Source organism: Pseudomonas sp. AC083 (assembly GCF_979253165.1).
Map to the genome: position 1 here is coordinate 174,520 of NZ_CEEDDH010000001.1, position 23,674 is coordinate 198,193.

The following is a 23,674-nucleotide window of genomic DNA, read 5'->3' on the forward strand; positions in this document are numbered from 1 at the left end:
CTGAGGGAGCTAGCCTGCTAGTTCCCTTGGAGTTTTGTGTTGCCCGTTAGCCATCGACCAATTCTGTAATGAAGCTTTTATGACAAAAGTTCGGTAGCCCTTTGCCAGTCCGGTCATGCCTGTGTAACGCGCTTGAGGGGCCTTTCGGGGCGTACTTTGCAAGCCGAGGCGGGACGCCGGGAGTGAGGCAATGGGGACTATGGAACGCTATTCGAAAGTGGGCATGCAGGAGCTCGATCAACGCCTGTCGAAGATCGTCGAAGCCGCGCGCAAGAAGCCGGTTTCGGTGTATCGCTACGGCGCGCCGTGGGTCTGGATCGTCTCGCAGGATGACTGGCAGGGCGCTCTGAAGGAAGTGTCCAGCTACATTCCGCCGGGCCATTCGCTGGTGTTGTTGCGCCCGCAGATCGACGACCTGCTCGACGCTCACCAGGATCTGCTGCGCGACCTGAACGCCGCGCCCGGCATGCTCATTCCCGCGCAGACGGTGATGCACATCCTGCTCCTGCAATTGCTCTATTCGGTGCCCAGTGAACAGCAGCTCTATGAACAACTGAACTACAACCTGCTGTTCCGCTGGTTCGTCGGCCTCGGCCTGAACCAGAAAGTCTGGAGTTTCACCGCCCTCAGCCGTGACATCGCCACGCTGCTCAACGAGCCGCGCGCGGTGCTGCTGATTCAGAAAATCATCGGCGAAGTGTTCTGCGGCGCCTTGCTGCAAATGCCCGAGTTCTCGCTGAACTTTGCGCTGTTGCACACCTGGCTGGGCAAGCACGCCTGCGCCACAACGATCAGCAATTGACGCAGCACACCGGGCGCTAACGCCCACAGGTCATCGCGTATTTCAGGGGGTAATGTGGAACGGATTTTCACGTCACGGCTGGCACTGTGGGGCTGGCTGCTGGTGACGGCGGGCGCGCAGCCGGCGCTGGCCGAGGAGGGCACAGAAGCGCCCGCCGCGCAGCGACTGGTCGACGTCAACGAATACTTCGTGCGCGGCAATACCGTGCTCGATGCCCGGGCTATCGAAGAAGCGGTGTACCCGTTTCTCGGCCCGCAGAAAGCCTTGAGCGACATCGAAGGCGCCCGCGATGCGTTGCAGAAGGCCTATCAGGAACGCGGCTATCAATCGGTGTTTGTCGAGCTGCCCGAGCAGGCCGTGGCCGATGGCATCGTCTATTTGCAAGTCAGCGAAACCAAGGTCGGCCGGGTGCGCGTGGTCGGCGCCAAACACTATTCGCCGCTGGACATTCGCGACAACGTCCCGGCGCTGAAAGAAGGCGAGGTGCCGGACTTCGCCAAGGTCCAGGGCGAACTCGCGCAGCTCAACAAGACCCCCGGTCGCCAGGTCATGCCGCTGGTGCGCGAAGGTCAGCGCCCCGGCACCATGGATGTCGACTTGCAGGTCGAAGACCAGAACCCGTGGACGGCCAGCGTCGGCCTCAATAACGATTACAGTGCCGACACCGAAAAGCTGCGCAGCGTCACCAGTCTCGGTTACAACAACCTCTGGCAGCTCGGCCACAGCGTCAACCTGACGTTCTTCACCGCGCCGCAGGAAACCGACAACGCCAAGGTCTGGTCCGGGTCCTACACCGCGCCGCTGAGCGAGCGCTGGAGCGTGCAGTTCTCCGGTTACCAGTCCGACAGCAACGTTGCCACCATCGGCGGCAGCAACGTGCTCGGCAAGGGTCACAGCTACGGCGTCGCGGCGATTTACACGTTGCCCTCGAGCGGCAATTGGTCGAACTCGCTGTCCGCCGGCATCGACTTCAAGGACTTCGACGAGCGCCTGAGCCTGTCCGGCGAAAGCGACAAGGTGCCGCTCAAATACGCACCGTTCACCTTCGCCTACAACGGCTTTCGCTACAGCGAAAAGAGCCAGCTCGGCCTCGGCCTGAGTCTGGTGGCCGCCACGCGCAGCGTGTTCGGCTACGGCAGCGACGACGAAGACTTCGACTACAAACGTTATCGCGCCAAACCGGGTTTCGCCGTGCTCAAGGGCGACACCAACTACACCTGGACCTTCGACAGCGACTGGCAGAGCGCAAGCAAAGCCGCATTCCAACTCGCCTCGGGGCCGCTGGTTTCCAACGAACAATTCTCCGCCGGTGGCGCCACCTCCGTGCGCGGCTATCTCGCGGCTGAACGTACCGCCGATGACGGCTATTTGCTCAGCCAGGAATTGCGCACACCGTCGCTGGCGAAATTTGCCGGCACGTGGATGCAGGACTGGCGCTTCTATGCCTTCGCCGAAGGCGCGCAGTTGTACCTGCGCGACGAACTGCCGGATCAGGACGCCAATTACGCCCTGGCCAGCGTCGGCCTCGGCACCCGCGCCAGCCTCAGTAAATGGCTGTCCGGCAGCCTCGACTGGGGCTACCCGCTACTCGAAGGGCCGAACACCTCAAAGCAGGAATCGCGCCTGCACTTCAACCTCCAAGCCACTTTCTAACGGAGCACGTCCATGCAACGCCTCTTCCTTTCGTTGTTGATCTGCCTGGGCTTCGTGCTCCCGGCCACGGCTCAGGCCTGGTGGCAGGACGACTGGCATTACCGCAAACAGATCGCCGTCGACACCACGCCACAAGGCGCGGCGATCAATCAGGCCCTCGGCCGCACCGCGCTGCTGGTGCGCCTGCACACTGGCAACTTCACCTTCGACGGCGTGAAAGAGGACGGCTCCGATCTGCGCTTTGTCGCGGCGGATGACAAAACCGTGCTCAACCACCAGATCGAAAGTTTTGACGCGCTGATGGGCATGGCGCTGATCTGGGTTGATGTGCCGAATGTAGAGGGCGGTCAGCGTCAGGACATCTGGATGTACTACGGCAACCAGAAAGCCCCGGCCACTGGCAACGGCCAACTCACTTTCGATCCGAATTACACCGCGCTGTATCACTTCGACGGCGCCACCGGCACCCCGGCGAAAGACACCACGGCGTACGGCAACACCGTGCAAAGCGCGACCGGCACAGCGATTGATGGCGTCGTCGGGCGTGCCTTGCAGTTCAGCGGTCAACCATTGCTCCTGCCGGCCAGTCCGTCGCTGCAACACAACGCTGGTAGCGCGTTCACTTTCAGCGCCTGGCTGCGTCTGGATCAGGCAAGTGGCGAGCAACTGATTCTCGCTCGGCGCGAAGGCACGCAAAGTCTGCTGATCGGCGTCAGCCAAGGCCTGCCGTTCGTGGAAATCGACGGCCAGCGCGCCGCCGCCACGCAAGCTCTGGCTCCGGCGCAATGGCAACACGTTGCGCTGACCGCCGAGGGTTCGAAAGTCACCCTGTACATCAACGGTCGCGAAAGCGCTGCGTTGGCTCAGGCGATGCCGGCGTTCAACTCGGTCATGGCCATCGGCGCTGATCTGCAGGAAGGCGCGTTCCAGCCATTCGCTGGCGCTATTGATGAGCTGCGCCTGTCGAAAGTCGCCCGTCCGCCCGCGCTGTTGCTGGCTGATGCCACCTCGCAAGGCGCCGAGTCGAAGCTGGTGGCTTACGGCGTCGATGAGGAACAATCCGGGTTTGGCTTCGGTAGCCTCGGCTTCCTGCTCAACGCGGTGCCAGTCGACGCCTGGGTGATCATCGCCGTGCTGGTGCTGATGATGTTCCAGTCGTGGATCATCATGCTGCGCAAGAACCGCAGCCTCAGCCGCGTCACCGCTGCCAACGAAGACTTCCGCGTGCAATTCGCCAAGGTCGGCACGCGTCTGGAGATGTTCGCTGACGACGCGCAACTGGCTCAGCGTCTGCAGCATTCGTCGCTGTGGCGCCTGTACCTGGTGGCGGTCAAAGAGATCCGCACCCGCCGTGAGCAGGGCGCCGATACCTCCTCGGTTTCAGCGGCGACCATCGAAGCCATCCGCTGCTCGATGGACGGCGTGCGCACCCGCGAGAACCAGCAGCTGAGTTCGAAACTCTCGACCCTGTCCAACGCTATCGCCGGCGGGCCATATATCGGCCTGCTAGGCACGGTGCTGGGGATCATGGTGGTGTTCCTCGGTACGGCAATGGCCGGCGACGTCAACATCAACGCCATCGCGCCGGGCATGGCCGCCGCGCTGTTGGCCACGGCGATGGGCCTGTTCGTCGCGATCCCCGCGCTGTTTGGCTACAACCGCCTGATCACCCGCAACAAGGAAGTCAGCGCCGACATGCGTGTGTTCGTCGACGAGTTCATCACCCGTCTGGCGGAGATGCATGGCGAGAGCCAGTTCAGTGAGGCGTCGCACCAGCGCGGCCATCACGCCAACCACTCCGTATTGGCCTGAGGAGCATTGCCATGGCGTCCGTAAATGCCTCCCACGACGATGATGACGATGCCGCCGTCGACAGCATCAACATCACCCCACTGGTCGATGTGCTGATGGTGGTGCTGGTGATGTTCATCCTCACCGCCACCGCGCAGGTCTCCGGGATCCAGATCAACCTGCCCAAGGCCAGCGCGTCGGTGTCGCTGTCGGAAGCCAAGACCAAGGCGATCTCGGTCAACGACGGCGGCCAGGTGTTCCTCGATGCCTATCCGGTCACTTTGGCCGAGCTGGAAGAGCGCCTGCGCATCGAGAAAGCGCAGAGCCCGGATTTTCCGGTGATCGTGCGCGGCGATGCGACGGTGCAGTACCAGAAAGTCATCGAAGTGCTCGACCTGCTGCGCCGGCTCGAACTGTCCCAGGTCGGTCTCGTTACCGGCAAACCGAGTCAGGGCTGAGTCATGACCGCACAACTCCCGATTGATCCGCCGCCCGTGCAAAAGTCGCCGTTGCGCTATGTGAAGTGGGGCGCCGGACTGCTGGTCGCCGCGCTCGCCGCGTGGTTCCTCTGGCAGTGGGCCAACGACATGGCCGGCGTGCGCCGCGAAGCGCCGAAGGTGCCGACGATCATTCCGTTGCCACCACCGCCACCACCGCCGCCGGAAAAACCGCCAGAGCCGGAAACGCCGGTGGAAGAAAAAGTCGTCGAGCCCGAGCCAACGCCGGAGCCGGAAGAGGTCAAGCCTGAAGAAGAGGCGCCGCCATCGCCGGCGGACGATCTGGCCAATCCGATGCAAATGGACGGCGACGCGCAGGCCGGCAGCGACGCTTTCAACATCGGCGCGGGCAAGGGCGGCGGCATGGCCGGCGCGGGTGGTGGGCGGTTGGGTACGGGCACGTACAGCCAGTTTCTCGCGTTCACTTTCCAGCGTTTGCTGCGCGAGAACCCCGAGCTGCGCAACCTCGCATTCTCGCTGCAGGCCGATGTCTGGCTGAGCAGCGTCGGCGAGATCACCCGTGTCGAGCTGATCAAGTCCAGTGGCAACCCGCAAATCGATACCCAGGTGCTGGCCGCTTTACGCGGTGCGCCAGCCCTCAGCGAACGGCCTCCGGCCTCCATCACTTTGCCCGTGCGCCTGTCCCTGCAAGGGCGGCGTCCGGGTTAATTCACTTATTCAAGCTTCGGCAAAAGGAGTTGTGTGCAGATGATTTCCAACGTGAATCGATTGTCCCTGGCGGTCGGCATGGTCATTGCGACCCTGGTCGGTCAGGCCGTGGCAGCGCCTGCGCCGTCGGAGAACGCCACGATCAATCTGATCCGCTTGCTGGTCGAGCAGGGCATTCTCAAACAGGACAAGGCCGACGCGCTGATCGCCCAGGCGCAGAACGAAGCGGCGCAGGCCAAACAGGCTGCCGCGTCCACCGCAGTCGCGGCCGGACCGGTCGCCGCGCCGGGGGATGTGCGCGTGCAGTACGTACCGGCAGCAGTGCGCGACCAGATCCGCGATCAGGTCAAAGCCGAGGTCATGGCCACCGCCAAACAGGAAAACTGGGCCGCGCCGAATACCTTTCCGGACTGGGCCTCGCGCATCAGCTTCGACGGCGACATTCGTCTGCGAGACGAATCGCGGTACTACTCGGGCAACAACAGCAACGAAATCGTCGACTTCGCCAAGCTCAACAACAACGGCCCGTACGACGTGAATCCCAACAGCAGCACCAGCCTGCCGCCGTTGCTCAACACCCGCGAAGACCGCGAAAACCTCTTTCGCCTGCGCGCACGCCTGGGCATGAAAGCGGTGATTTCGGAGGAATGGACCGCCGGCATTCGCATCGGCACCGGTTCGGACAACAACCCGGTATCGACCACGCAGAACCTCGGCGGCGGCTTCGCCAAGAAGGACATCTGGCTCGATCAGGGCTACCTGACCTGGAAGCCAATGGACGAATTGACCCTGACCGGCGGGCGCTTCGCCAACCCGTTCATGTCCACCGACATGCTCTATTCCAACGACCTGAATTTCGACGGTGTGGCGGCGATTTTCGATCACAAGCTCAACCGCGATTGGGGCGTGTTCGGCACCGTCGGCGCGTTCCCGGTGGACTACACCAACGACACCTCCAGCAGCAACGGTTTCGACAAGGAAGAGAGCGACAACAAATGGCTGTACGGCGCTCAGCTCGGCGCGAAATGGGCGATCAACAGCAACAACCGCTTGAAGGGCGCGCTGGCTTACTACCGCTTCGACGACATCCAGGGCCAGCGCTCCAGCCCTTGCGAACCGTGGGCCGGCGCGCCGGGCTGCGACAGCGACGGGACGCGCGCGGCGTTCATGCAGAAGGGCAACAGCGTGTTCCTGCTGCGTGACATCACGCCGAACCCGCTCAACCCGAGCGCCACGCCGCAGCCGCAATTCGTCGGTCTCGCCTCCGAGTTCAACCTGCTCGATCTCAACGTCGTGTGGGACGCCGACCTGCCGCAGGACTTCAAACTGCGCAGCCAAGGCAACTACATCCACAACCTCAGCTACGACGAAGGCGACATGCGCAAGCGTTCCGCCGGGCAGATCGTCAACAACCTCGACAGCAACGGCGAGATCGAAAGCGGCGCCAATGCATGGATGGTGCAGTTCACCCTCGGCAACGCGCTGGACCTCAAACGCAAGGGCGACTGGAACCTGTTCGCCGGCTACAAGTACATCCAGCCGGACGCCTTGCCGGACGGCTTCAACGACTCGTCGTTCCACCTCGGCGGCACCAACGCCAAGGGCTATTTCATGGGCGGCAACTACGGCCTGGCGAAGAACGTTTCCGCCACGGGTCGCTGGATGAGCACCGAAGCGGTGTACGGCGCGCCGTTCGACATCGACGTCTTGCAGCTTGAGATCAACACGCGCTTCTAAGGCGCCGGGAGAGCTTTATGAACACGCGTTTTCTCGCGCTGGGCCTGGGTTTGTTGATTGTCACCGGGGCGAACGGCGAAGGCATGGAAGAACGCTTGCGCACGCAACTGCGCAGCACCACCCAGCAATTGCAGGCCCTGCAAAGCCAACAGGCCCAGGCCAGCGCCGCGCAACTGGCGGCGCAGAACGAAGCCAAGGCAGCGCAAGCGCAGATCAAGCAGCTGACCGCCGAACTGGCCAAAGCCAAAGGTCTTGCCGAGCAACTGGCCGGGCAGCAGCAGAGCCTGCACAGCCAAGCGCAGGCGCAAGTGGCGGCCAGTGCCGAGCAGACTGGCAAGTTCAAGAAAGCCTACGACGAGTTGCTCGTCCTCGCTCGTGGCAAAGAAGCCGAACGCACGAAGCTGCAAGCGCAACTGGCGGAACGTGACACACAAGTGCAGCAATGTTCAGCCAAGAATCAGCAAATGTACGGCGTCGCCAAACAGATCCTCACGGCCTACGAAAACATCGACGTCGCCGAGGTGATGAAGATCCGCCAGCCCTTCGCCGGCAGCGCCCGGGTCAAGTTCGATGAGCTGGCGCAAGGCTTCGGCGACGAACTGTACAAAACCCAATTCGACGCGCCGCAAGCCGCGATCGCTCACTGATAACAAGGAAGAAAGCCATGACTCAATTGATCACCCACGTTTCCCCGCAATCACTGACCGACGTCCTGCAAGCCGCCGGTTACCGCGTCAACCAGAGTGAACAGAACGGCATCGTCCAGTTGCTCAGCGCCAGTCAGGGCATCGGCTACGCCGTGCGGTTCGGCAACCCGGCGGTGGAGCAGGGCAGCTTTGTTGATTTCACCTTCAGCTGTGCGCTGCGCGTGCAGGGTGATTTGCCCCAAGGCGTGGCCGAGCAGTGGAACGCGACACGGCGGTTTGCGCGGTTGTCGTTGCAGGGGGAGTTTCTGCTGATGGAAATGGACGTGGTCGTGGCCGCAGGGGTGAGCAACGAGCACCTGCGCGGCAATCTGGAGTTGTGGGATCGCCTGTTGCAGGAATTCATCGTGTACCTGCGCGATTTCAGCCAGACCGCTGCTGCGCACACCGCCAAATCAGCTATCGCCGAACAAGAGGAAGTCACGCTGTGAAAAAGCCTGCCATGGTGATCGGCGCCGGAGCGCTGGCGTTGTTGGTGGTGGCCGTGGCATTGGTGCTGCGGCCGGGCAGTGATCCGGTTGCCGCTCAGCAGCCGTCGCCGGTGATGGCGGTTGCAGCCGGGCCAGCGGTCGCGCGGTTGGGCAATCAGCAGGTTTCGCCAGAGGAATTGCAGGCGCTGCTGGCCACTGTCCCGGCGCAAACCCGCGAACAACTGCGTGGCAACCGTGAGGCGCTGGAACGCTGGATTCGTACGCGTCTGGCCGAGAAAGCGGTGCTCGAGCAGGCCGATGCGCAGGGCTGGGCGCAGCGGCCGGACGTCGCCCGGCAGACTCGCGCGGCGACTGAGCAAATTGTCTTCCGTGATTACCTGCGCTCGGTGAGCCAGGTGCCGGCGGACTATCCGAGCGCGACCGAGTTGCAGCAGGCCTATGACGCGGGCAAGGCCAATTGGCAGACGCCGGCGCTGTACCGGGTCAGTCAGATTTTCCTTGGCGTCAGTGATGCTTCCAGTGCGGAAACGGTGCGCAAGCAAGCACTTGAGTTGAGCAAGAAAGCTCAGGCAGCACCGGGCGATTTTGCGGCGCTCGCTACGCAATATTCGCAGGATCGAGTGACGGCAGAGCGGGGCGGTGATACCGGCCTGCAACCGTTGCAACAGCTGGTGCCGGAAGTGCGTGGCGCCGTGGCGCGGCTCAAGGTGGGCGCCGTGTCTGATCCGGTGCAAAGCGCCGCAGGTTTCCACGTGATCAAACTCACCGACCAACAACCGACCCGCACCGCGACGCTGGAGGAACTGCGCGACCAACTGACCCAGGCCCTGCGTGCGCAACGCCAGGAACAGATCGCCCAGGCTTATCTGGACGGCATGCTCAACACTGCCACCCTGAGCATCGACGGCGCTGAACTGAACAAAATCCTCGAGGAAAAACACTGACGTCAGCCAAACACCAATCACCCCTGTGGGAGCGAGCTTGCTCGCGAATGCGGTGGGTCAGTCAGCGAAGATGTTGAATGTGCCAACGCTTTCGCGAGCAGGCTCGCTCCCACAATGAGATCCGGTGTATTCAGAGCAACCACATTAGATCGACAGGGAGTCATCAATGTCATTCACCGAACCCGCAGGACGCCCGGGCACCGCTGATTACCAAACGCCCAAAACCAGCCCCGAACCCTGGCTCAACCAGGCCGCAACCATCGACAGCGAAGTCGCCCGGTACTTCCTCGCCAGCGCCCGTTGCGGCTGCTTCATGCAAGCCGCGCGCAGCCTCAATGTGCGCTCGACGCTGCTGCGCAAACAACTCGCGCAACTCGAACAACAACTGCAACACAGCCTGTTCAGCTTCCAGGGCAGCGCCCTAACGCTCACCCGCGAAGGCCAACAGTTGCAGGCCCGACTCTGCACCCTGGCCCACGAACGCAAGCTCCCGGTCATTGAACAACCACTGATCCGCCTGGCCATCGCCGAATCCATCCTCCACGACATTCTCGGCCGCGACCTCATCGCCCTGCTGCGGCGCAACGCCAGCCTGCGCCTGGAAATTATTGCTCTGGATAGTGAACTGGCCTTGCGTGCGGTCAGCGCCGACATTGTCCTGTGGCTCGCACCCGGGGAGAGCCCAGATCCCGGCCCAGCATTTGCCATCAGCGAACCGCAACACATCGCGCGGATTGCGTATCTGCCGCACATCGCCAAGCGCTATTCGCGGGTGACAGCGCGACCGGAAACGCCGGATGATCTGGCGGACTTCATGCTGGTGCAGTGGCAGCATGATCGACAGGTTCCGAGTTTTCGACCGTGGAATGAATTGGTCGAGCAGCGGTTGGCCGGGGTGGTGCAGATGCAGTCTTATGAACTCATGCTGGAGATGATCCGCTGCGGCGCATGCATCGGTTTGCTGCCGACATACATGAGCCGCTTCGACCGAGGCCTCATCGCACTGCCCGGATTATTCGCCGAACCGATGCAGCTTCACGCGTGGCTGGCGATCAACGCTGATTCAAAAAACGCACCCGAAACCCAAGCCCTCACCGACCTCATCCAGCAAACCTTCAACGAACGCCACGAATGGTTCCAGCCTTAACGCGAACCCCCTGTAGGAGTGAGCCTGCTCGCGATCACGCCACTCCAGACACCACACCCGTAACTGAACAAACCGAGTCAATAGTGGGAGCGTGTAACCGCAGCCGAGTCAGCGACACAAATCCCCTGTGGGAGCGGGCTTGCCCGCGATGGCGTCAGCACTGCCGACCGCCCTACTCAGAACCTGTCGCGAGTCCCGCTACCCCGGCAACTCCAGATTATCCAGCACCCGATTCACCGCCAGTTCGCCGAGCATGATCAACTTCGCAATCCCCATCAGCGTCCCCCGCTGCGATGGTTTGACCAGTCCCGCGAATTCCTGGGCGATGGTTTTCGCTGAGGCAAGGGTTTCGCAGGCGTTGGCCAGAAGGTCTTCGTTTTTGGTGTCGGCGGTGACGGCGTACATGGCGCGGGGGCTGTACGGCGGTGGAGTAGAGCCGGGTGGGCAGAGGTAGTGATCAAGGGCGCGGTCGGCGGCTTGGTTTAGTTTTTTGGAGTCGAGGGATTCGTAGGGGGAGGTGGGGTCGGTTTCGGGTGGGTTGGGTGTTGGTTTGATCATGGGTGAAGCCTCTAGAGTGGTGAAGCTGCCACCGTTCGCTGCTAACGAAGGAGGTGGCGGCTGTACGCGGGTTAGCAGACCAGGACTCTAGAACCCGGCGCACCGAAGTGCCCCACGCAAAGCCGCCATAACGGCAAGACCTTGTGTGTCTAGAGATAACCCGGGCTGCTAAACCCGGTCACTGAACATTCAGCGACCGCACCACAATAGAATCCGCCCCCAAGACGCACAAGCCGGCGGATTCTGGCGTAGCTGTAGGCAAAGGCGCAAGAATTTGTAGCCTGGAAGGCGTGTCTGGAGGTGTCTTTTAAACAGTGGAGTTTAAAAAATTAAATAGATCTGTCCCCATTGTCATCTTTTTTCTCTGTATGTCTGAGCCATATTTGAATTTTATGGTCTCGATTTTGATATTAGTCCTTAAAACAAAGTGGATAGCCAATTGTGGTTGACGGAACGGAGCTGTATCTCAATGGTGCATTAAAATGTCCGTCAGGCGGTGATGTTAAATAAATATAGTAGGTGTGCGGGGATGTCGTCACTATAAATCCCGGCAGAAAATGCCGTTGTGGGGTTCCAGATTCGCTAGTCGGCTTGATATGGTATTTTAGATTCAATCTTTGAACGAGATCATCGTCGCCATATGCCGCAGGACATGGGGAGCCGTTGATGTTTTTCATCCACAGATTCGCTTGGTCAGTTGTCATCACACTAGCTGAACAAGCCAATTGCCGCACGTTGGAAACATGCACCGCGATTTGTTTAGTCTGGCCAGATTGGTCTGATACGGATATCATGGCTGCACCATTTCCTTGACTGCGGATAGTTCCGTCCCCATCAACTGAAGCGACTGTGATATTGTCTGAGGTGTAAGTATACGGAGGCAGTCCTCCCATGGCGCTTCTTTGGAGAGCTGTTCCTGAAAGATCTTTGCCAGTTAGTTCCCATTTAATTATTTCTAAATCAATTGTAAAGTTGCGTCCTGAGAGAACTACCGGCGTTATGTCGACGATCATTTCGGCAACAACCGTTAAACTCCAATCCCCAGAATCCACCTCACCACTGTGATACAACGACCTCGCAAACAACCGATGCTGCCCTTCATCAACCGAAATCTCATGAGTCCAGCGACCCGATACTGGGTCAGCCGTCGCCGGCCCTTTGGAAAGGATCGTCGAACCATCATCATCGAAGATTTCAACTTCCAGCCCGAGGCTGGCTTTGCCTGACAACGTCAGCTCAGTGCTGACCGTCCAGCCGTCCTGCAGCACTTTTTCTCCATTCGAGTCCAACACCTCTTCCAGTGTAGGCACAACCAATTCCACAGCCTTGACCGTGTATACCCGATCCGGGAATTTCACAGCGTTGGCTTCGATATTGCTCTTGTCCATCGCAACCAGGTATTTGATGGTTAGCGTCGTATCATGGCCCAACTCCAATAGATAACTGTTCGCCAGCGTCTGAGGCCAGAATCCCTGGTTGATCCATACACTATTAACCCTTGCCGGCAACCCCTCCCAGACCGTCAGGTTATGCGCGGTGCCGTCAGCTTTTTTACCCTCAAGCCGTAACCAGCAAGGCTGTTCGGCTTCAATCAAGGTGTGCAGCAGCGCATGAATGGTTGCGTCTTTGGTTCCCAGTGCTGTGATGTCCAGAAAGTTATTGGTGTCGGCCTCGACGATTTTTGGAGTAATCAAAGCGGTTGCCGGTAGAGGCAGGATGTCCAGCAGCAAGGCCGCCGATTCTATGGGCTTGCCGTCACGCTCTGTGAAATAAGTGCATTTGATCTGCTGGCCAAGGCTGTATGCGAGCACCGAGCGCGGTACTGCGAATTCCAGACCGGCACTGACCAATCTTGCGGGGCTGGTGTGAGAGCCCTCCGGCACAGCCGTCGCGCCTTGCCACTTCACCCACAATGTGTCAGTGGGCAGTAACGACCCCTGCGGCACGAGCATACGGATCTCTGGATTGGTGGGACTGAATTGGTTGCCATTCATGCCCCGCACGGTCGGTGGTTCGAGGGTCAGGCGTCCGAGGTGGATATCCAGACGTTCATCCGAAGAATCGACAAAATTGCCCAGTTGGTCAAACACATTGAATTTCAGAATCGCACTGGGATTATCCCCTGCACGCAGAAAGGCGTCGGTAAACAGTGTGTGAGTGATGGCGGTCGGCGGGGTAGGCGTGTCGAAGTAAACTGTTGTATCGCCTATAGCAAATTCGATGCGATCAAACTGCCGCCGATTGTTGTAACTGAAACCGAACTTGACACCCTGCGCCGCTTGCTCTGGCCCGACCCCGTTTTCGATTACATGGGGCGGAATGACCAGCTTTAGCGTATCAGGCAGGTTTCGGTGGTACAGCACGAACAGATCCCGAGACTGTTGTTCATTGCCGCTGCCCGCACGGGTGACGATGTAATAAATGCGATTGGGGCCCTGAATCAGCCGTCCGTGGACCAGGAGTAGGCGGCAGCGCTGATTTTCTTCACCGGGCTTTATTGTTGTGCCGGTTATGGGAGTTGGACTGTCATTGATATACAGATCCACACGGTCATCGATCGCCATGGTCCAGCCGGCGTGTTTCATCTCTGTCCAGGGGTCGATCAGGATTTCCAGGCCTTGCGGCTGATCATCGTAAAGCGACTTGGGGATACCGCCGTCAGCAACGCCGTCTGGTTTCACGGGGGTTACCCAGCCTTGAATGATGATCGGGTATAAAACAAAAAGCTTGTCGAACGCCGAAGACTGGATATCCATGAGGTCACTCCTTGAGAGTTTTGCATTGGCTGAGGCGTGACCCATCTGACGCCAATCTGAAGAAAAAAACACCTGTCAGATCTGACAGGTAAAAGCGTTTTTCAGACGAGCGGTCTTGTTACCCGTTGTTTATGCGTCCGTTGACGGGAGTAAGCCTGCATCGCAAATGCGACAACCCGAGCTACGAATTCATTGACCGACACGCCGCTTTCGCGAGCAGGCTCGCTCCCACAATTTCATCTCGCCAGATTCCAGATCAGCGGTTTAGAGTGACCAGCCACACGTTGATCACGGACCGATCCCATGCCAGACCCAACCACCACGATCCATCTCGAACGCTCCAACGAATCCCACCTCGAAGGCATCACTGCGCTTTACAACGACCCCGCCGTTGCGCGGCAAGTGCTGCAGATGCCGTTCCAGTCCACCGAAGTTTGGCGTCAGCGACTGCAGGCCGACAACGAGCGCGCGCTGAAACTGGTTGCCCTGCACCAAGGCGTGGTGATCGGCAATCTGGGCCTGGAAGCTTATTCACGCATGCGCCGCGCCCACGCCGCCAGTTTCGGCATGGCGGTCGCGGTAGCCTGGCAGGGCAAAGGCGTGGGATCGATGTTGTTGGCAGCGGCGCTGGACGTTGCCGACAACTGGATGAATCTGCACCGCGTCGAACTCACGGTGTACGCCGATAACGAGGCAGCCATCGGCCTCTACCGCAAGTTCGGTTTCGAGGCCGAAGGGCTGTTGCGTGACTACGCGGTGCGCGACGGGCAGTGGGTCGACACCTTGAGCATGGCCCGTCTGCGCGGTTCGTCGAAACCCTGAGTCAGTCACCCAGTGCGAATGCCACCGCTGACTGCGCATGCAGCTCGGTGGTGTCGAGCAGAGGCAGGGCGCTGTGTTCGGGTTTGATCAGCAGGCCGATTTCGGTGCAGCCGAGGATGATCGCCTGGGCGCCACGGGCGGTCAGGGATTCGATGATGCCTTGGTAGATTTCTCGCGATTGTTCGCTGATCACGCCCACGCAGAGTTCGTCGTAGATGATCCGATGCACCTCTTTGCGCTCGGCATCATCCGGCACCAATACGGTCAGGCCTTGGGCGATCAGTCGCTGCTTGAGGAAGTTCTGCTCCATGGTGAACGCGGTGCCGAGCAACCCGACCGTGCGCGCGTCGATTTCCAATGCAGCCTGGGCGGCGGGTTCGGCAATGTGCAGGAACGGAATGCTGATCGCGGCCTGAATCTGCTCGGCGACCTTGTGCATGGTGTTGGTACACAGCACCACGCAATCGGCGCCGCCAGCTTCAAGCCGGCGTGCGGCATCCACCAGAATCGCCGCCGCATCGTCCCAGCGCCCGGCATGCTGGGCTTGCTCGACCGGGCCGAAGTCGACGCTGAACATCAGCAACTGCGCCGAACGCAAAGGGCCGAGGCGCTCGCGAACCTGTTGGTTGATCAGGCGATAGTATTCGGCGCTGGACTCCCAGCTCATGCCGCCGATAAGGCCGATGGTGCGCATTGGATTTCCTCAAGCAAATGTCAGTGTCGGGCATTCAGGTGTGCCCGAAGTTTCCTTCTGTTCGAGAGTCGACGCCAGTACCGACTGACTGTACCGCCGATCTTTCCCGCAACTGTGCATCTGCAAGAACTAAACGTACGCCGCGCCGGGGATCTGCCACTATCACCCTTCGCAGGTCCTTTCCGAGGAACACCGCAATGAACGACGTACAGCAACTGGGCGAGATGCTTCGCCACTATGCCGAAAGCGAAGCGCACAAGAAGCAACTGTTCACTACGCAATCAGCTGAATGGGCAAGACGGATTGGCGCGCTGTTCGACCAGATCGAGCAATGGCTTGAACCGGTCAAGGCGCCGAATCTGCTGGAGGTGAGTCGCGAGGCGTATGTCGCGTCCGGGCCGAGCGTGCCGGTGGAAACCTCGACATTCAAGACGGAAAAATTGAGCATTGTGATTGCCGGCAAACCGGTGGAGTTTGTGCCGGATGTGATGGGCAGCGGCGGGCAGATTTCCCTGGCAGTGATGGGGCTGACGGCGGCGCGGTACGGGAGCATTTCCCTGGTTGGCTTGGCGGATGGTGCGTGGCAGTGGCGCAAGACTAATGGCTTGAAGGATCCGGATACGTTTGCCTTCGACGCCGATTTCCTTGCTCAGCAACTGCAAGGCCTGATTCCTCGCGATCGCACCTAGATTGGGACGCAGAGCGTCCCGGGCTGCATTCCCACGCAGAGCGTGGGAACGATCAAACACCGCTATCGCGAGCAGGCTCGCTCCTTGGGGGGGTGAGGCGAGTACCGGGGAAACCCTTAGGTTCGGTGCCAATCCGGCATTTTCCCTTGGGTCACTGATGGCCTTTTGGTAGAGTCGCCGTCGCCAGCGGGTTTTCGGCTGGACGATGGAACCGAAGAAGGGAGTCTGATCAGTGAGTCCGGGCAAAAAAATCCTCGGTCTCACGGCGTCGCTTTTGCTGCTGACGCTGTGGGCCAGTTACTTTTACGTATTCAAGGAAAACCGCGACGGCCAGCTTGGCGGTGTCGGTGAAAGCACCGCGTGGTGCGGCACGCCACCGAGCAGTGAAGCGGCGTTGCTGGGCAAGGATCAACTGACCTTGCGCGTCACCAACAACCTGCGCGGCGAGTTCATGGTCGGCGGTTCGCTGGTGGTTTCCGAACGCACCTTCAACCGCTACGACCTGGGCCGCAACGAACTGCGCCTGCGTCTGGAACCGTTGCAGTGGTCGTTCGGCGTGACGCCGATCTTCCTCGAGCAGATCAAGGTGCAGCCGCTGAGCCGCAACCTCTCGTCGACCAACAAAAGCGCCTTCGCTGAACTCGAACCACGGCCGATCGGCGTGCACGCCCAGACCGCGGCGTTCCCGTTCGACACTTATCGCTACGGCTACAAACCGGTGCTGTATTACCTCAAGGGCAGCGAGCGCATCGACTTGCGCTTCAAGAACATCACCACGCTGATGGAGATGTCCAACACCTTCACGCCGATCCAGAAGTACAACCGCGCCGACTACATCAACGAGAAAAACTCGATGATTCGCGATGAGGACTACAAGCCTTACGGCGCGCATGAGTGCGCGTTCAGCGTCGAGCGCAAAGGCTCGTTCAAGGTGGTGGTGCTGTTGCTTCTGCTGGTGCTGTGCCTGCCGCTGATGCTGGTGTTCTACCGCGATGAACCGGGGATCGACTTTCTCGCGACGCTGGTGGGGATTGCGGTGGTGCGCACATTGCTGATCGGGCCGGTGGAGGATTTCCAGCTGTACAACATCGACTTTTTGTTTGGTGCGGCGATTCTGCTGGTGGGTACGGTGTCGCTGATCAAGGCGATGCGTGCTAATAGCCGGCGGGAGATGGCTTTGCGCAGTGGCGAAACATCGTCCTGGTGAAGCAAGCGCGGTGGTAGCCCTGTGGGAGCGAGCCTGCTCGCGAAAACGCTACGTCAGCCGACTGCGATGTCACTGACAGATTGCATTCGCGAGCAGGCTCGCTCCCACAGGTGATCGGGGGGCATCCCATCGATCACTTGAGCGCCGGATCCCCCATATTCATTTTCTTCCAGCCCTGCAGCAGCACCTGCGCCTTGGGTTCCTGGCCGCTATCGAGGTAGTACTGAATCAGCGACAGCCGCGCATTGCGGTTGGCCGGTTGTACCTTGAGCAAACTTTCCAGAATCGCGCACGCCTCATCAACCTTGCCGCTCTCATGCAGCGCCACCGCCAGTACATAGCCGTATTGCGCATTGTCCGGTTCCAGTTGCGCGGCTTTGCGCAGGTAGGACATGGCTTCGGCGGACTGGCCGGCACGGATCAGCGACAACCCGCGCGTGTGCTGTAACAGCGCCGCATCCGGATGCTGCTTGAGGCTGTCATCCAATAGCTTCTGGGCTTCGGTGGCGCGACCATTCGCTTCCAGCCACTGTGCCAGCGTGACCAGCGCCGGGTAGAAGTCCGGGTCACGTTGCAGGGCGCTGCGCAGCAACGGTTCGACCTCGACACTGCGCCCGCTGGCCTGGTACAGCATGGCTAGATTGAGATTGGCCTCGGCACGCTCCAGCAGGCTCTTCTGCACGGCCTCATACTCGCCGATCGCCGCGTTCCAGCTGGCTTGCGCCGCACCCAGGCCATTGTTGCGCGAGGCACCTAGCAGATCCCGCGCGGCGACGATGCGCACGGCTTTCACTGGATCATTGAGCAACGGCGCCAATAATGGCGCACGCTCAGGCGGTGGCAGGAATGCGCTGATTGCCCGCACCGCACTGTCACGCACCTGTGGCTCTGGATGTTTCAGATCCTGAGTGGCCAGTTTCAGCGCCTGTTCGCTCGGGTACAGCGGCAATTCCGCCAGCAACGTCGCGCGCTGGATCGCCGGCAGGTTGCTGCGCTGCAATTGCTGGTACAGCGCGTCGGCGGCGCCGGGCTGGCCATTGCGGATCAGCCACAGGCTTTCGTCATAGCGTGGCGCCTGCTGAGCCGGGGAGGCGGTGGCGTTCCACAATTTGAACTGCGCGGTAACCTTGTCGCCGGCCTTGCCCTGGTGACAGGTCAGGCAGGCGTCTGGCGTGCCGAGTTTCTGCGCACGCTCCGGGTTGGGAATACTGAAACTGTGGTCATGCCGAAAGTCGTTGCCCATGTAGAACTTGCCAGGCATGTGGCAATCGACGCACTGCGAGCCGGGCTGGCCCATGGCGTGGCGGGTGTGTTCGATGGAGTCGTAATTCTTCGCTTGCAGACCCGTGCCGTCGACGCCAGCGACCGAGGTCTTGCCCGCCGTGTTGTGGCATTGCAGACACACGGCGTTGCCCGGTGCCTTCAGCTCGTTGCTGTGCGGGTTATGGCAATTGCTGCAGCGCACGCCCTTGTCGAACATCTTGCTTTGGAGGAACGAGCCGTGTTCGAACACTTCGTCCTTGATTTTGCCGTCCAGCGCATAGAGTTCGCGGGTCAGGGCGCTGGGCAGGTAATCGTCCATCAGCCGCTTGCCGACGGTAAAGCCATCGCCCAGCGGCGCGCGGCGGGAATGGCAGCGCGCGCAGGTTTCGATTTCTACCGTGGCGTTCTTGTCCTTGAGATCGACGTCGAAGCCCTTATGGATCAAATCGTCTTTTTTCTGCGCCCACTCCAGGTGATTCGACGCCGGGCCATGACAGGCCTGACAGCCGACTCCGAGGCTGTTCCACTGACTGTTGAAGCTGTTGCTGGCCGCATCGAAATTGCGCTTGAAACCGGTGGTGTGGCATTCGACGCACATGAAATTGGCGTTCTGGCTCGGTTTGCTCCAGTGCAGCGGATTCTTGAAGTTCACGCCCTGGCCGGCGTACAGATGAAACCAGCGATTTTTCTCGGTATCCCACGCCACACCGAGGGCTTGCAAACGCCCCTGACCGACCTCGATCAGATATTGCTGTAGCGGCGCGATGCCGAAGGTGTAGGCCACTTTGAAGTCGGCATTCTTGCCGTCGATGCCGGGCGCATTGACCCAGAATTCATCGCCCTTGCGGGTGAACCGTGTGGTCTCGTTCTCGGCCTTGAAGGTCACGTTGTTAAAGTCGCCGAGGGTGGTTTCGGCGGTCGCCGGCTGCATGGCCAATTGGTGATGCGAGCCTTGCCAGTCCTTGACCTGTTCGCTGTGGCAGCCCTGGCATTGCTGCTCATCGACCATGCTTGCCGGTTTGCTTGCCACTGGCGGCTGCGGCTTGGCTGGCGGTGCTACAGGCGTGCTGATCGCCGCGGGTTTGACGGGGGCCGGCGCCGGGCTGAACAGGAACCAGCCAATCCCCGCCACGGCCGCCAGCAGCACACCGATGGTGATTGGAAACAGGTAACGTGAAAAAGAGGAGGGTGACGCGTCAGGCTGAGGTTGCACCGCTTTGTTTTTGTGCTTGGGCATTGCGACTTCCGTAGTCCGGTGCGTTGGCCTTCTGGCGTGCATACATCTGGATGCAGCTTTGCCGCATGCAGCGCGTCTGTCAAATAAGCGCTGTGACTTGCTGCGCAGCGCCGTGTGAATTTTGTAATTTGCAATCGCAATTGCTGCGGTTTTAGCTATACCTGTAACTCCCCCTATGCAAACGATTTGGCCTTCTGACAGGAGTTACAGCATGAAGCTAGCCGTAATGATGGGCACGCTGTGCATCGCCACCCTGGGTGTGGTGGGTTGTTCCAGCAAAACCGTCGAGCCAGACCAGTACTCCGGTTTTCTCAAGGATTACAGTCAACTGAAGGAGACCAAATCACCGTCGGGTGCCGAGGTGATGCGCTGGATGGACCCGAAACTCGACATCAACAAATTCAGCAGCGTCTATGTCGAACCGAGCCAGTTGTATCCGAAGCCGCAAGCGACGGAAAAAATCCCCCAGCAGACCCTCAATGGCATCACCAGTTATTACGATCAGGCGCTCAAGCGTGAGCTGAGCAAGTCGCTGCCGCTGGCCACCGGCCCGGGACCAGGTGTGATTGTGGTGCGTCCGGCGATCACTGCAGTGAGCAGCAAGACCGAAGGCCTGCATGTGTATGAGGTGATTCCGATTGCGCTGGTTGCTGCTGCGGTGAGTACGGCCACTGGTATTCGCGATCAGGAAACCACGTTGGCCACCGAGGCGGTTTTCCTTGATGGCAGCAGTAACAAGGTGGTGGCTCAGGTGGTGCGCAAGGGCACTGGCCAGCCGCTGGACAATTCATCGCAGGTGTTGAAATCCAATGATTTCAAAGCGGTGATCGATGGTTGGGCGAGTGATATGCATCAGACGTATCTGAAGCTCAAGTCCGAGGCCAAGTGATGTCGTGAGGCTTGGGGCCTCTTTGCGAGCAGGCTGGCTCCCGCTATTTTGGTGGGGGCTTGTCTGCTGGCTGTTTGGGTACATATCCGTTGCTGCGGGTGTTGCTGATTACGGTTTCGCCCTTACGGCGAGTCACCTTTTCCAAACGCCGAAAAGGTAACCGAAAAGGCTTGCTCCTGCGTTCGGCCCTCGCAGGCTCGGGTTCCTTCGCTCCGGGATCGGTCCGGGCGCAGCGGCTACGGTTTGCTTCGCTGCACCTCCTTGCGCTGTGTCTGGCTGCGCCAGACGGTCGCTGCGCTCCCACGCCCGAATCAATCCCTCCACTCAGCCTTCCGACGTCGCCGGTGGATCAAGATCAAGAGCACTCGAGCTAACGCTCATTGTTGAGTGGGGCGGCTTCGCCGCGGCAGCTGCGCTGCTTTGCTTTTGCTTTTGCTTTTGCTTTTGTGGGAGCGAGCCAGCTCGCGAAGGCATTCTGTCAGCCCCCGCCTTACTGCCCGACAAACCAGCGAAAGTATGGGTTCGCCCGATCCCCTTGCATCACTTCCCGGATATCCCGACCCCAGGCGTCCCGATCGCCGTCGTAGGCGTGCAGGCTTGCCCGATAAAATTGCATCAACCGCTGCCGATGCGTTTCCATGCGTTCACTGAATCCGCCATCGGCATTCACCAGTGTCGGTGGCTGATACAAGTCCAGCAGCGCCGGTAGCACACGGGTGATTTCCTTGCTGCGTACCCACGGCGCGTATTCGATGCGCGGCTGATCATCAGTCACTGCCGGTGCATCGGCGGCGAAGCGCTCCAGGCCGGTGCGATCGGTGACCCAGGTGGCCAGCAGCGCCGCCGCCGAGCCGATGCCGACGTCCTGCAAGGTGTTGCGTACGCTGTCCTGCTGGAAGCGCGCGGTGATTTTCGCGGCGTCCAGTTGCATCGGTTTCATTGAACCAACCAGCAGCATTTCGTGAAACTCGCTGGTCCACAGCGAGGCATGCGGGAAGACATCGAGGAAGCTGCGCACCAGTGAGCGCGAGTCGTCGATATTCTGCGTCGGCAGCGGCAGCCACTGGGCAACGATGCCCTGGTCCTGCAAGCGACTGGCGGCCAGCTGGTAGAAATCCCGGGAATACAGATTGACCACGCCGGCGGCGGAGGGCGGTGGCGGTTCCAGGGTGATCACGTCGTAGGTCTGTGCACTGCGCAGCAGTTCCTGGCGGCCGTCGCGCAGGCGTACGTCGACGCCGGGATCGGTGGCCGCATTGAAGTTGCCCTTGAACAGGGGCGCCGCTTTCACCACCGATGGCAGCAATTCGGCAACCACGCGATGTTCCAGCCCCGGATAGCGCAGCATGGCGCCTGCGGTGATGCCGGTGCCGAAGCCGATGACCAGGGTCGAGCGCGGTACACCGTTGTGGATCAGCAGCGGCAGCAGCGCCTGAATGCGCATGTAGCGCAGCGACGGCATGGCATCGCCGGTGTTCGACACGCCCTGGATGTACAAACGGTGGAAGGTGTTTTCGCCACGTCCCTGAGTGACCACCGCAACCGTGCCGCCGCGTCCTTCCTCGTAGAAGGCCAGCGTGCCATTGCGTGCGCCGGGCAACAGGCTGGCCAGTTTGTCGACGGGCGTCAGTACCGCCACTGCAACGCAAACCAGACCTAGTGCGACCACGGCCTGGCGCCGACCTTTCGCCACGCCATGGCCCTTGCGCACCGCCAGATAACCAATTGTCGCTGCGACGAGCGCCAGTAGACCGAGGGTGCGCACAAGTCCCAGCAAAGGAATCAATACGAAGCCGCAAAGCATCACACCGATGATCCCGCCCAAGGTGTTGAACCCGACAACGGCGCCGACATCGCGGCCCACACGTTCGCTGCCGACACTCAGGCGCAACGCCAGAGGAAACGCCGCGCCGAGCAGCAGGGTCGGCACAAACACGATGCTCAGCGCCGCCACGGCAAAGCGCGCGCTCATACCCGCCAGCTCACTGACGCCCAGACTCAGCAGCCAGGTTTCCGCATGGCTCTGCGCGAGCACCAGCCAACGACCCAGCACGGCGATCTCCAGCAGCGCAATCAAACCTGCACCGGCAATCAACAAGCCGAATACGCCCCATGGGTCGCGAATGCGCTCGACGCGACGGGCGAGCAGGGCGCTGCCGATAAACAGCCCGGTCAGGTAAGTCGCCAGCACCACGGCGAACGCGTAGGTGCGCGTGCTCATGAACTGCACGATCGATTGCGACCAGACCACCTCATAACCCAACGCCACGCCCCCGGCGATCGCGTAAAGCCACAGCGCAGTGCGGTCGGCTGCTTTGGCGTTGCCGTGTTTGACCGGTGTGGCCAGCGCTACTGGCTGCTGGCGCTGCAACCACAGCGCACCGGCCGCGGCGAGCAGGTTGAGCATCGCGGCGAACAGCGCACTGCCGCGCACGCCGAGGCTGGCGATCAGTACGAACGCGGCGAGCAAAGTGCCAATGATCGCGCCCAGCGTATTCGCCGCATACAACTGACCGCCGGCCTTGCCCGGCTCAGCCGCCAGTGCGCGCACCAGCACCGGCAGTGTCCCGCCCATCAACACCGCCGGAATGCCCACCAGCGCAAACGGCAGCAACCACGCAAGCACGCCGACATGACCTTGCAACCAGGCAAACGCACCGGCCGCCAGACTCATCGCCACTGTCGCGCCAACCCCGAGTGTCGCCACCAGTACCTCCAGCCCGGCATACAGCAGAACCGGCTGTTGCAAGCGATCGGCCCAGCGCCCGAACAGCCAGCCGCCGAGGGCGAGCCCGGCGAAAAACGCGCTGATGCCGGTGGTGATCGCATAGACCTCGACGCCGACTACCAGCGATAGCTGTTTGATCCACAACACCTGATAGACCAACGCCGCCGCGCCGGAGATGCATAGCAGCAGGGCAGGGATCATTGAGGTGGCGGACGCGGCTTGCGGAACGGGTATGGCCGACGGCTTGCTGGCGATACGTGAGGACATGCGGTGAGCCTTGTTATGGATTGGCTGATGTTGATCGTTCCCACGCTCTGCGTGGGAATGCCTCACTGGACGCTCCGCGTCCGCTTCGGCATTGGACGCAGAGCGTGGGAACGATCGCAGAAAACCTTGTGGGAGCGAGCCTGCTCGCGAACGAAACCGACCCGGTCGCTTGTTGAAAACAGGGCCGCC

General features: G+C 60.7%; 19 protein-coding genes. 14 read left to right on the forward strand and 5 right to left on the reverse strand.

The genetic code is table 11. The features are described from left to right. The first annotated feature begins 190 nt into the window (after positions 1-190). The 10 genes from AC0IXA_RS00760 (at position 191) to AC0IXA_RS00805 (ending at position 10,375) form a co-directional block, all read left to right on the forward strand. Complete coding sequence (locus AC0IXA_RS00760) at positions 191-802, forward strand: transposase (RefSeq protein WP_095179898.1); 612 nt, start codon at positions 191-193, stop codon at positions 800-802. Between the two features lie 96 nt (positions 803-898). Continuing rightward, entirely contained in the window at positions 899-2,455 is a 1,557-nt protein-coding gene (locus AC0IXA_RS00765) for a ShlB/FhaC/HecB family hemolysin secretion/activation protein (RefSeq protein WP_471811615.1), read from the forward strand. A gap of 12 nt (positions 2,456-2,467) precedes the next feature. After that, on the forward strand, positions 2,468-4,267 hold the full coding sequence (locus AC0IXA_RS00770) for a DUF2341 domain-containing protein (protein WP_471811147.1): 1,800 nt from the start codon (positions 2,468-2,470) through the stop codon (positions 4,265-4,267). An 11-nt stretch (positions 4,268-4,278) separates the two neighbouring features. Then, positions 4,279-4,704 (forward strand): ExbD/TolR family protein, encoded by a 426-nt coding sequence (locus AC0IXA_RS00775; RefSeq protein WP_003201710.1) that lies wholly within the window; start codon positions 4,279-4,281, stop codon positions 4,702-4,704. 3 nt (positions 4,705-4,707) lie between these two features. Continuing rightward, positions 4,708-5,412, forward strand: a complete 705-nt coding sequence (locus tag AC0IXA_RS00780) for an energy transducer TonB family protein (protein WP_471811150.1) — start codon at positions 4,708-4,710, stop codon at positions 5,410-5,412. A gap of 39 nt (positions 5,413-5,451) precedes the next feature. Then, complete coding sequence (locus AC0IXA_RS00785; protein WP_024012852.1) at positions 5,452-7,149, forward strand: putative porin; 1,698 nt, start codon at positions 5,452-5,454, stop codon at positions 7,147-7,149. Positions 7,150-7,166: 17 nt separating this feature from the next. Beyond that, positions 7,167-7,796: a DNA repair protein gene (locus AC0IXA_RS00790; RefSeq protein WP_471811153.1), complete on the forward strand. Its 630-nt coding sequence runs from the start codon at positions 7,167-7,169 to the stop codon at positions 7,794-7,796. 17 nt (positions 7,797-7,813) lie between these two features. Continuing rightward, entirely contained in the window at positions 7,814-8,284 is a 471-nt protein-coding gene (locus AC0IXA_RS00795; RefSeq protein ID WP_471811155.1) for a YbjN domain-containing protein, read from the forward strand. After that, a complete protein-coding gene (locus AC0IXA_RS00800) occupies positions 8,281-9,228 on the forward strand; it encodes a peptidylprolyl isomerase (RefSeq protein WP_471811157.1) in 948 nt (315 codons plus the stop codon). The genes AC0IXA_RS00795 and AC0IXA_RS00800 overlap by 4 nt, the downstream gene beginning before the upstream one ends. 166 nt (positions 9,229-9,394) lie before the next feature. After that, entirely contained in the window at positions 9,395-10,375 is a 981-nt protein-coding gene (locus AC0IXA_RS00805; protein ID WP_471811159.1) for a LysR family transcriptional regulator, read from the forward strand. Between the two features lie 198 nt (positions 10,376-10,573). Here the strand turns inward: AC0IXA_RS00805 and AC0IXA_RS00810 are convergent, their stop codons facing one another. Both AC0IXA_RS00810 and AC0IXA_RS00815 read right to left on the reverse strand, forming a co-directional pair. Further along, a complete protein-coding gene (locus AC0IXA_RS00810) occupies positions 10,574-10,933 on the reverse strand; it encodes a DUF6124 family protein (RefSeq protein WP_471811161.1) in 360 nt (119 codons plus the stop codon). Positions 10,934-11,343: 410 nt separating this feature from the next. Beyond that, positions 11,344-13,689, reverse strand: a complete 2,346-nt coding sequence (locus AC0IXA_RS00815; protein ID WP_341637626.1) for a hypothetical protein — start codon at positions 13,687-13,689, stop codon at positions 11,344-11,346. 303 nt (positions 13,690-13,992) lie between these two features. Here AC0IXA_RS00815 and AC0IXA_RS00820 point away from each other — a divergent pair, with 303 nt between their 5' ends. After that, positions 13,993-14,511, forward strand: a complete 519-nt coding sequence (locus AC0IXA_RS00820) for a GNAT family N-acetyltransferase (RefSeq protein WP_471811163.1) — start codon at positions 13,993-13,995, stop codon at positions 14,509-14,511. A gap of 1 nt (position 14,512) precedes the next feature. On the opposite strand, the gene AC0IXA_RS00825 is transcribed toward AC0IXA_RS00820, so the two are convergent. Next, positions 14,513-15,205, reverse strand: coding sequence for an aspartate/glutamate racemase family protein (locus tag AC0IXA_RS00825; protein ID WP_471811165.1), 693 nt, complete (start codon positions 15,203-15,205; stop codon positions 14,513-14,515). Positions 15,206-15,402: 197 nt separating this feature from the next. Between AC0IXA_RS00825 and AC0IXA_RS00830 the strand changes: the two genes are divergently transcribed. Together AC0IXA_RS00830 and AC0IXA_RS00835 are read left to right on the forward strand one after the other, a co-directional pair. Then, a complete protein-coding gene (locus tag AC0IXA_RS00830) occupies positions 15,403-15,894 on the forward strand; it encodes a hypothetical protein (protein ID WP_471811167.1) in 492 nt (163 codons plus the stop codon). 232 nt (positions 15,895-16,126) lie between these two features. Then, positions 16,127-17,101 carry a hypothetical protein gene (locus tag AC0IXA_RS00835; RefSeq protein ID WP_122612274.1) on the forward strand — a complete coding sequence of 325 codons (975 nt, stop codon included), beginning with the start codon at positions 16,127-16,129 and terminating at the stop codon, positions 17,099-17,101. Positions 17,102-17,234: 133 nt separating this feature from the next. Here the strand turns inward: AC0IXA_RS00835 and AC0IXA_RS00840 are convergent, their stop codons facing one another. Continuing rightward, on the reverse strand, positions 17,235-19,601 hold the full coding sequence (locus tag AC0IXA_RS00840) for a tetratricopeptide repeat protein (RefSeq protein ID WP_471811169.1): 2,367 nt from the start codon (positions 19,599-19,601) through the stop codon (positions 17,235-17,237). Between the two features lie 211 nt (positions 19,602-19,812). On the opposite strand from AC0IXA_RS00840, the gene AC0IXA_RS00845 reads away from it, so the two are divergent. Next, complete coding sequence (locus AC0IXA_RS00845) at positions 19,813-20,490, forward strand: DUF3313 domain-containing protein (protein WP_471811171.1); 678 nt, start codon at positions 19,813-19,815, stop codon at positions 20,488-20,490. 490 nt (positions 20,491-20,980) lie between these two features. Here AC0IXA_RS00845 and AC0IXA_RS00850 read toward each other — a convergent pair whose 3' ends face one another. Next, on the reverse strand, positions 20,981-23,485 hold the full coding sequence (locus AC0IXA_RS00850) for a spermidine synthase (protein ID WP_471811173.1): 2,505 nt from the start codon (positions 23,483-23,485) through the stop codon (positions 20,981-20,983). Positions 23,486-23,674 lie beyond the last annotated feature (189 nt).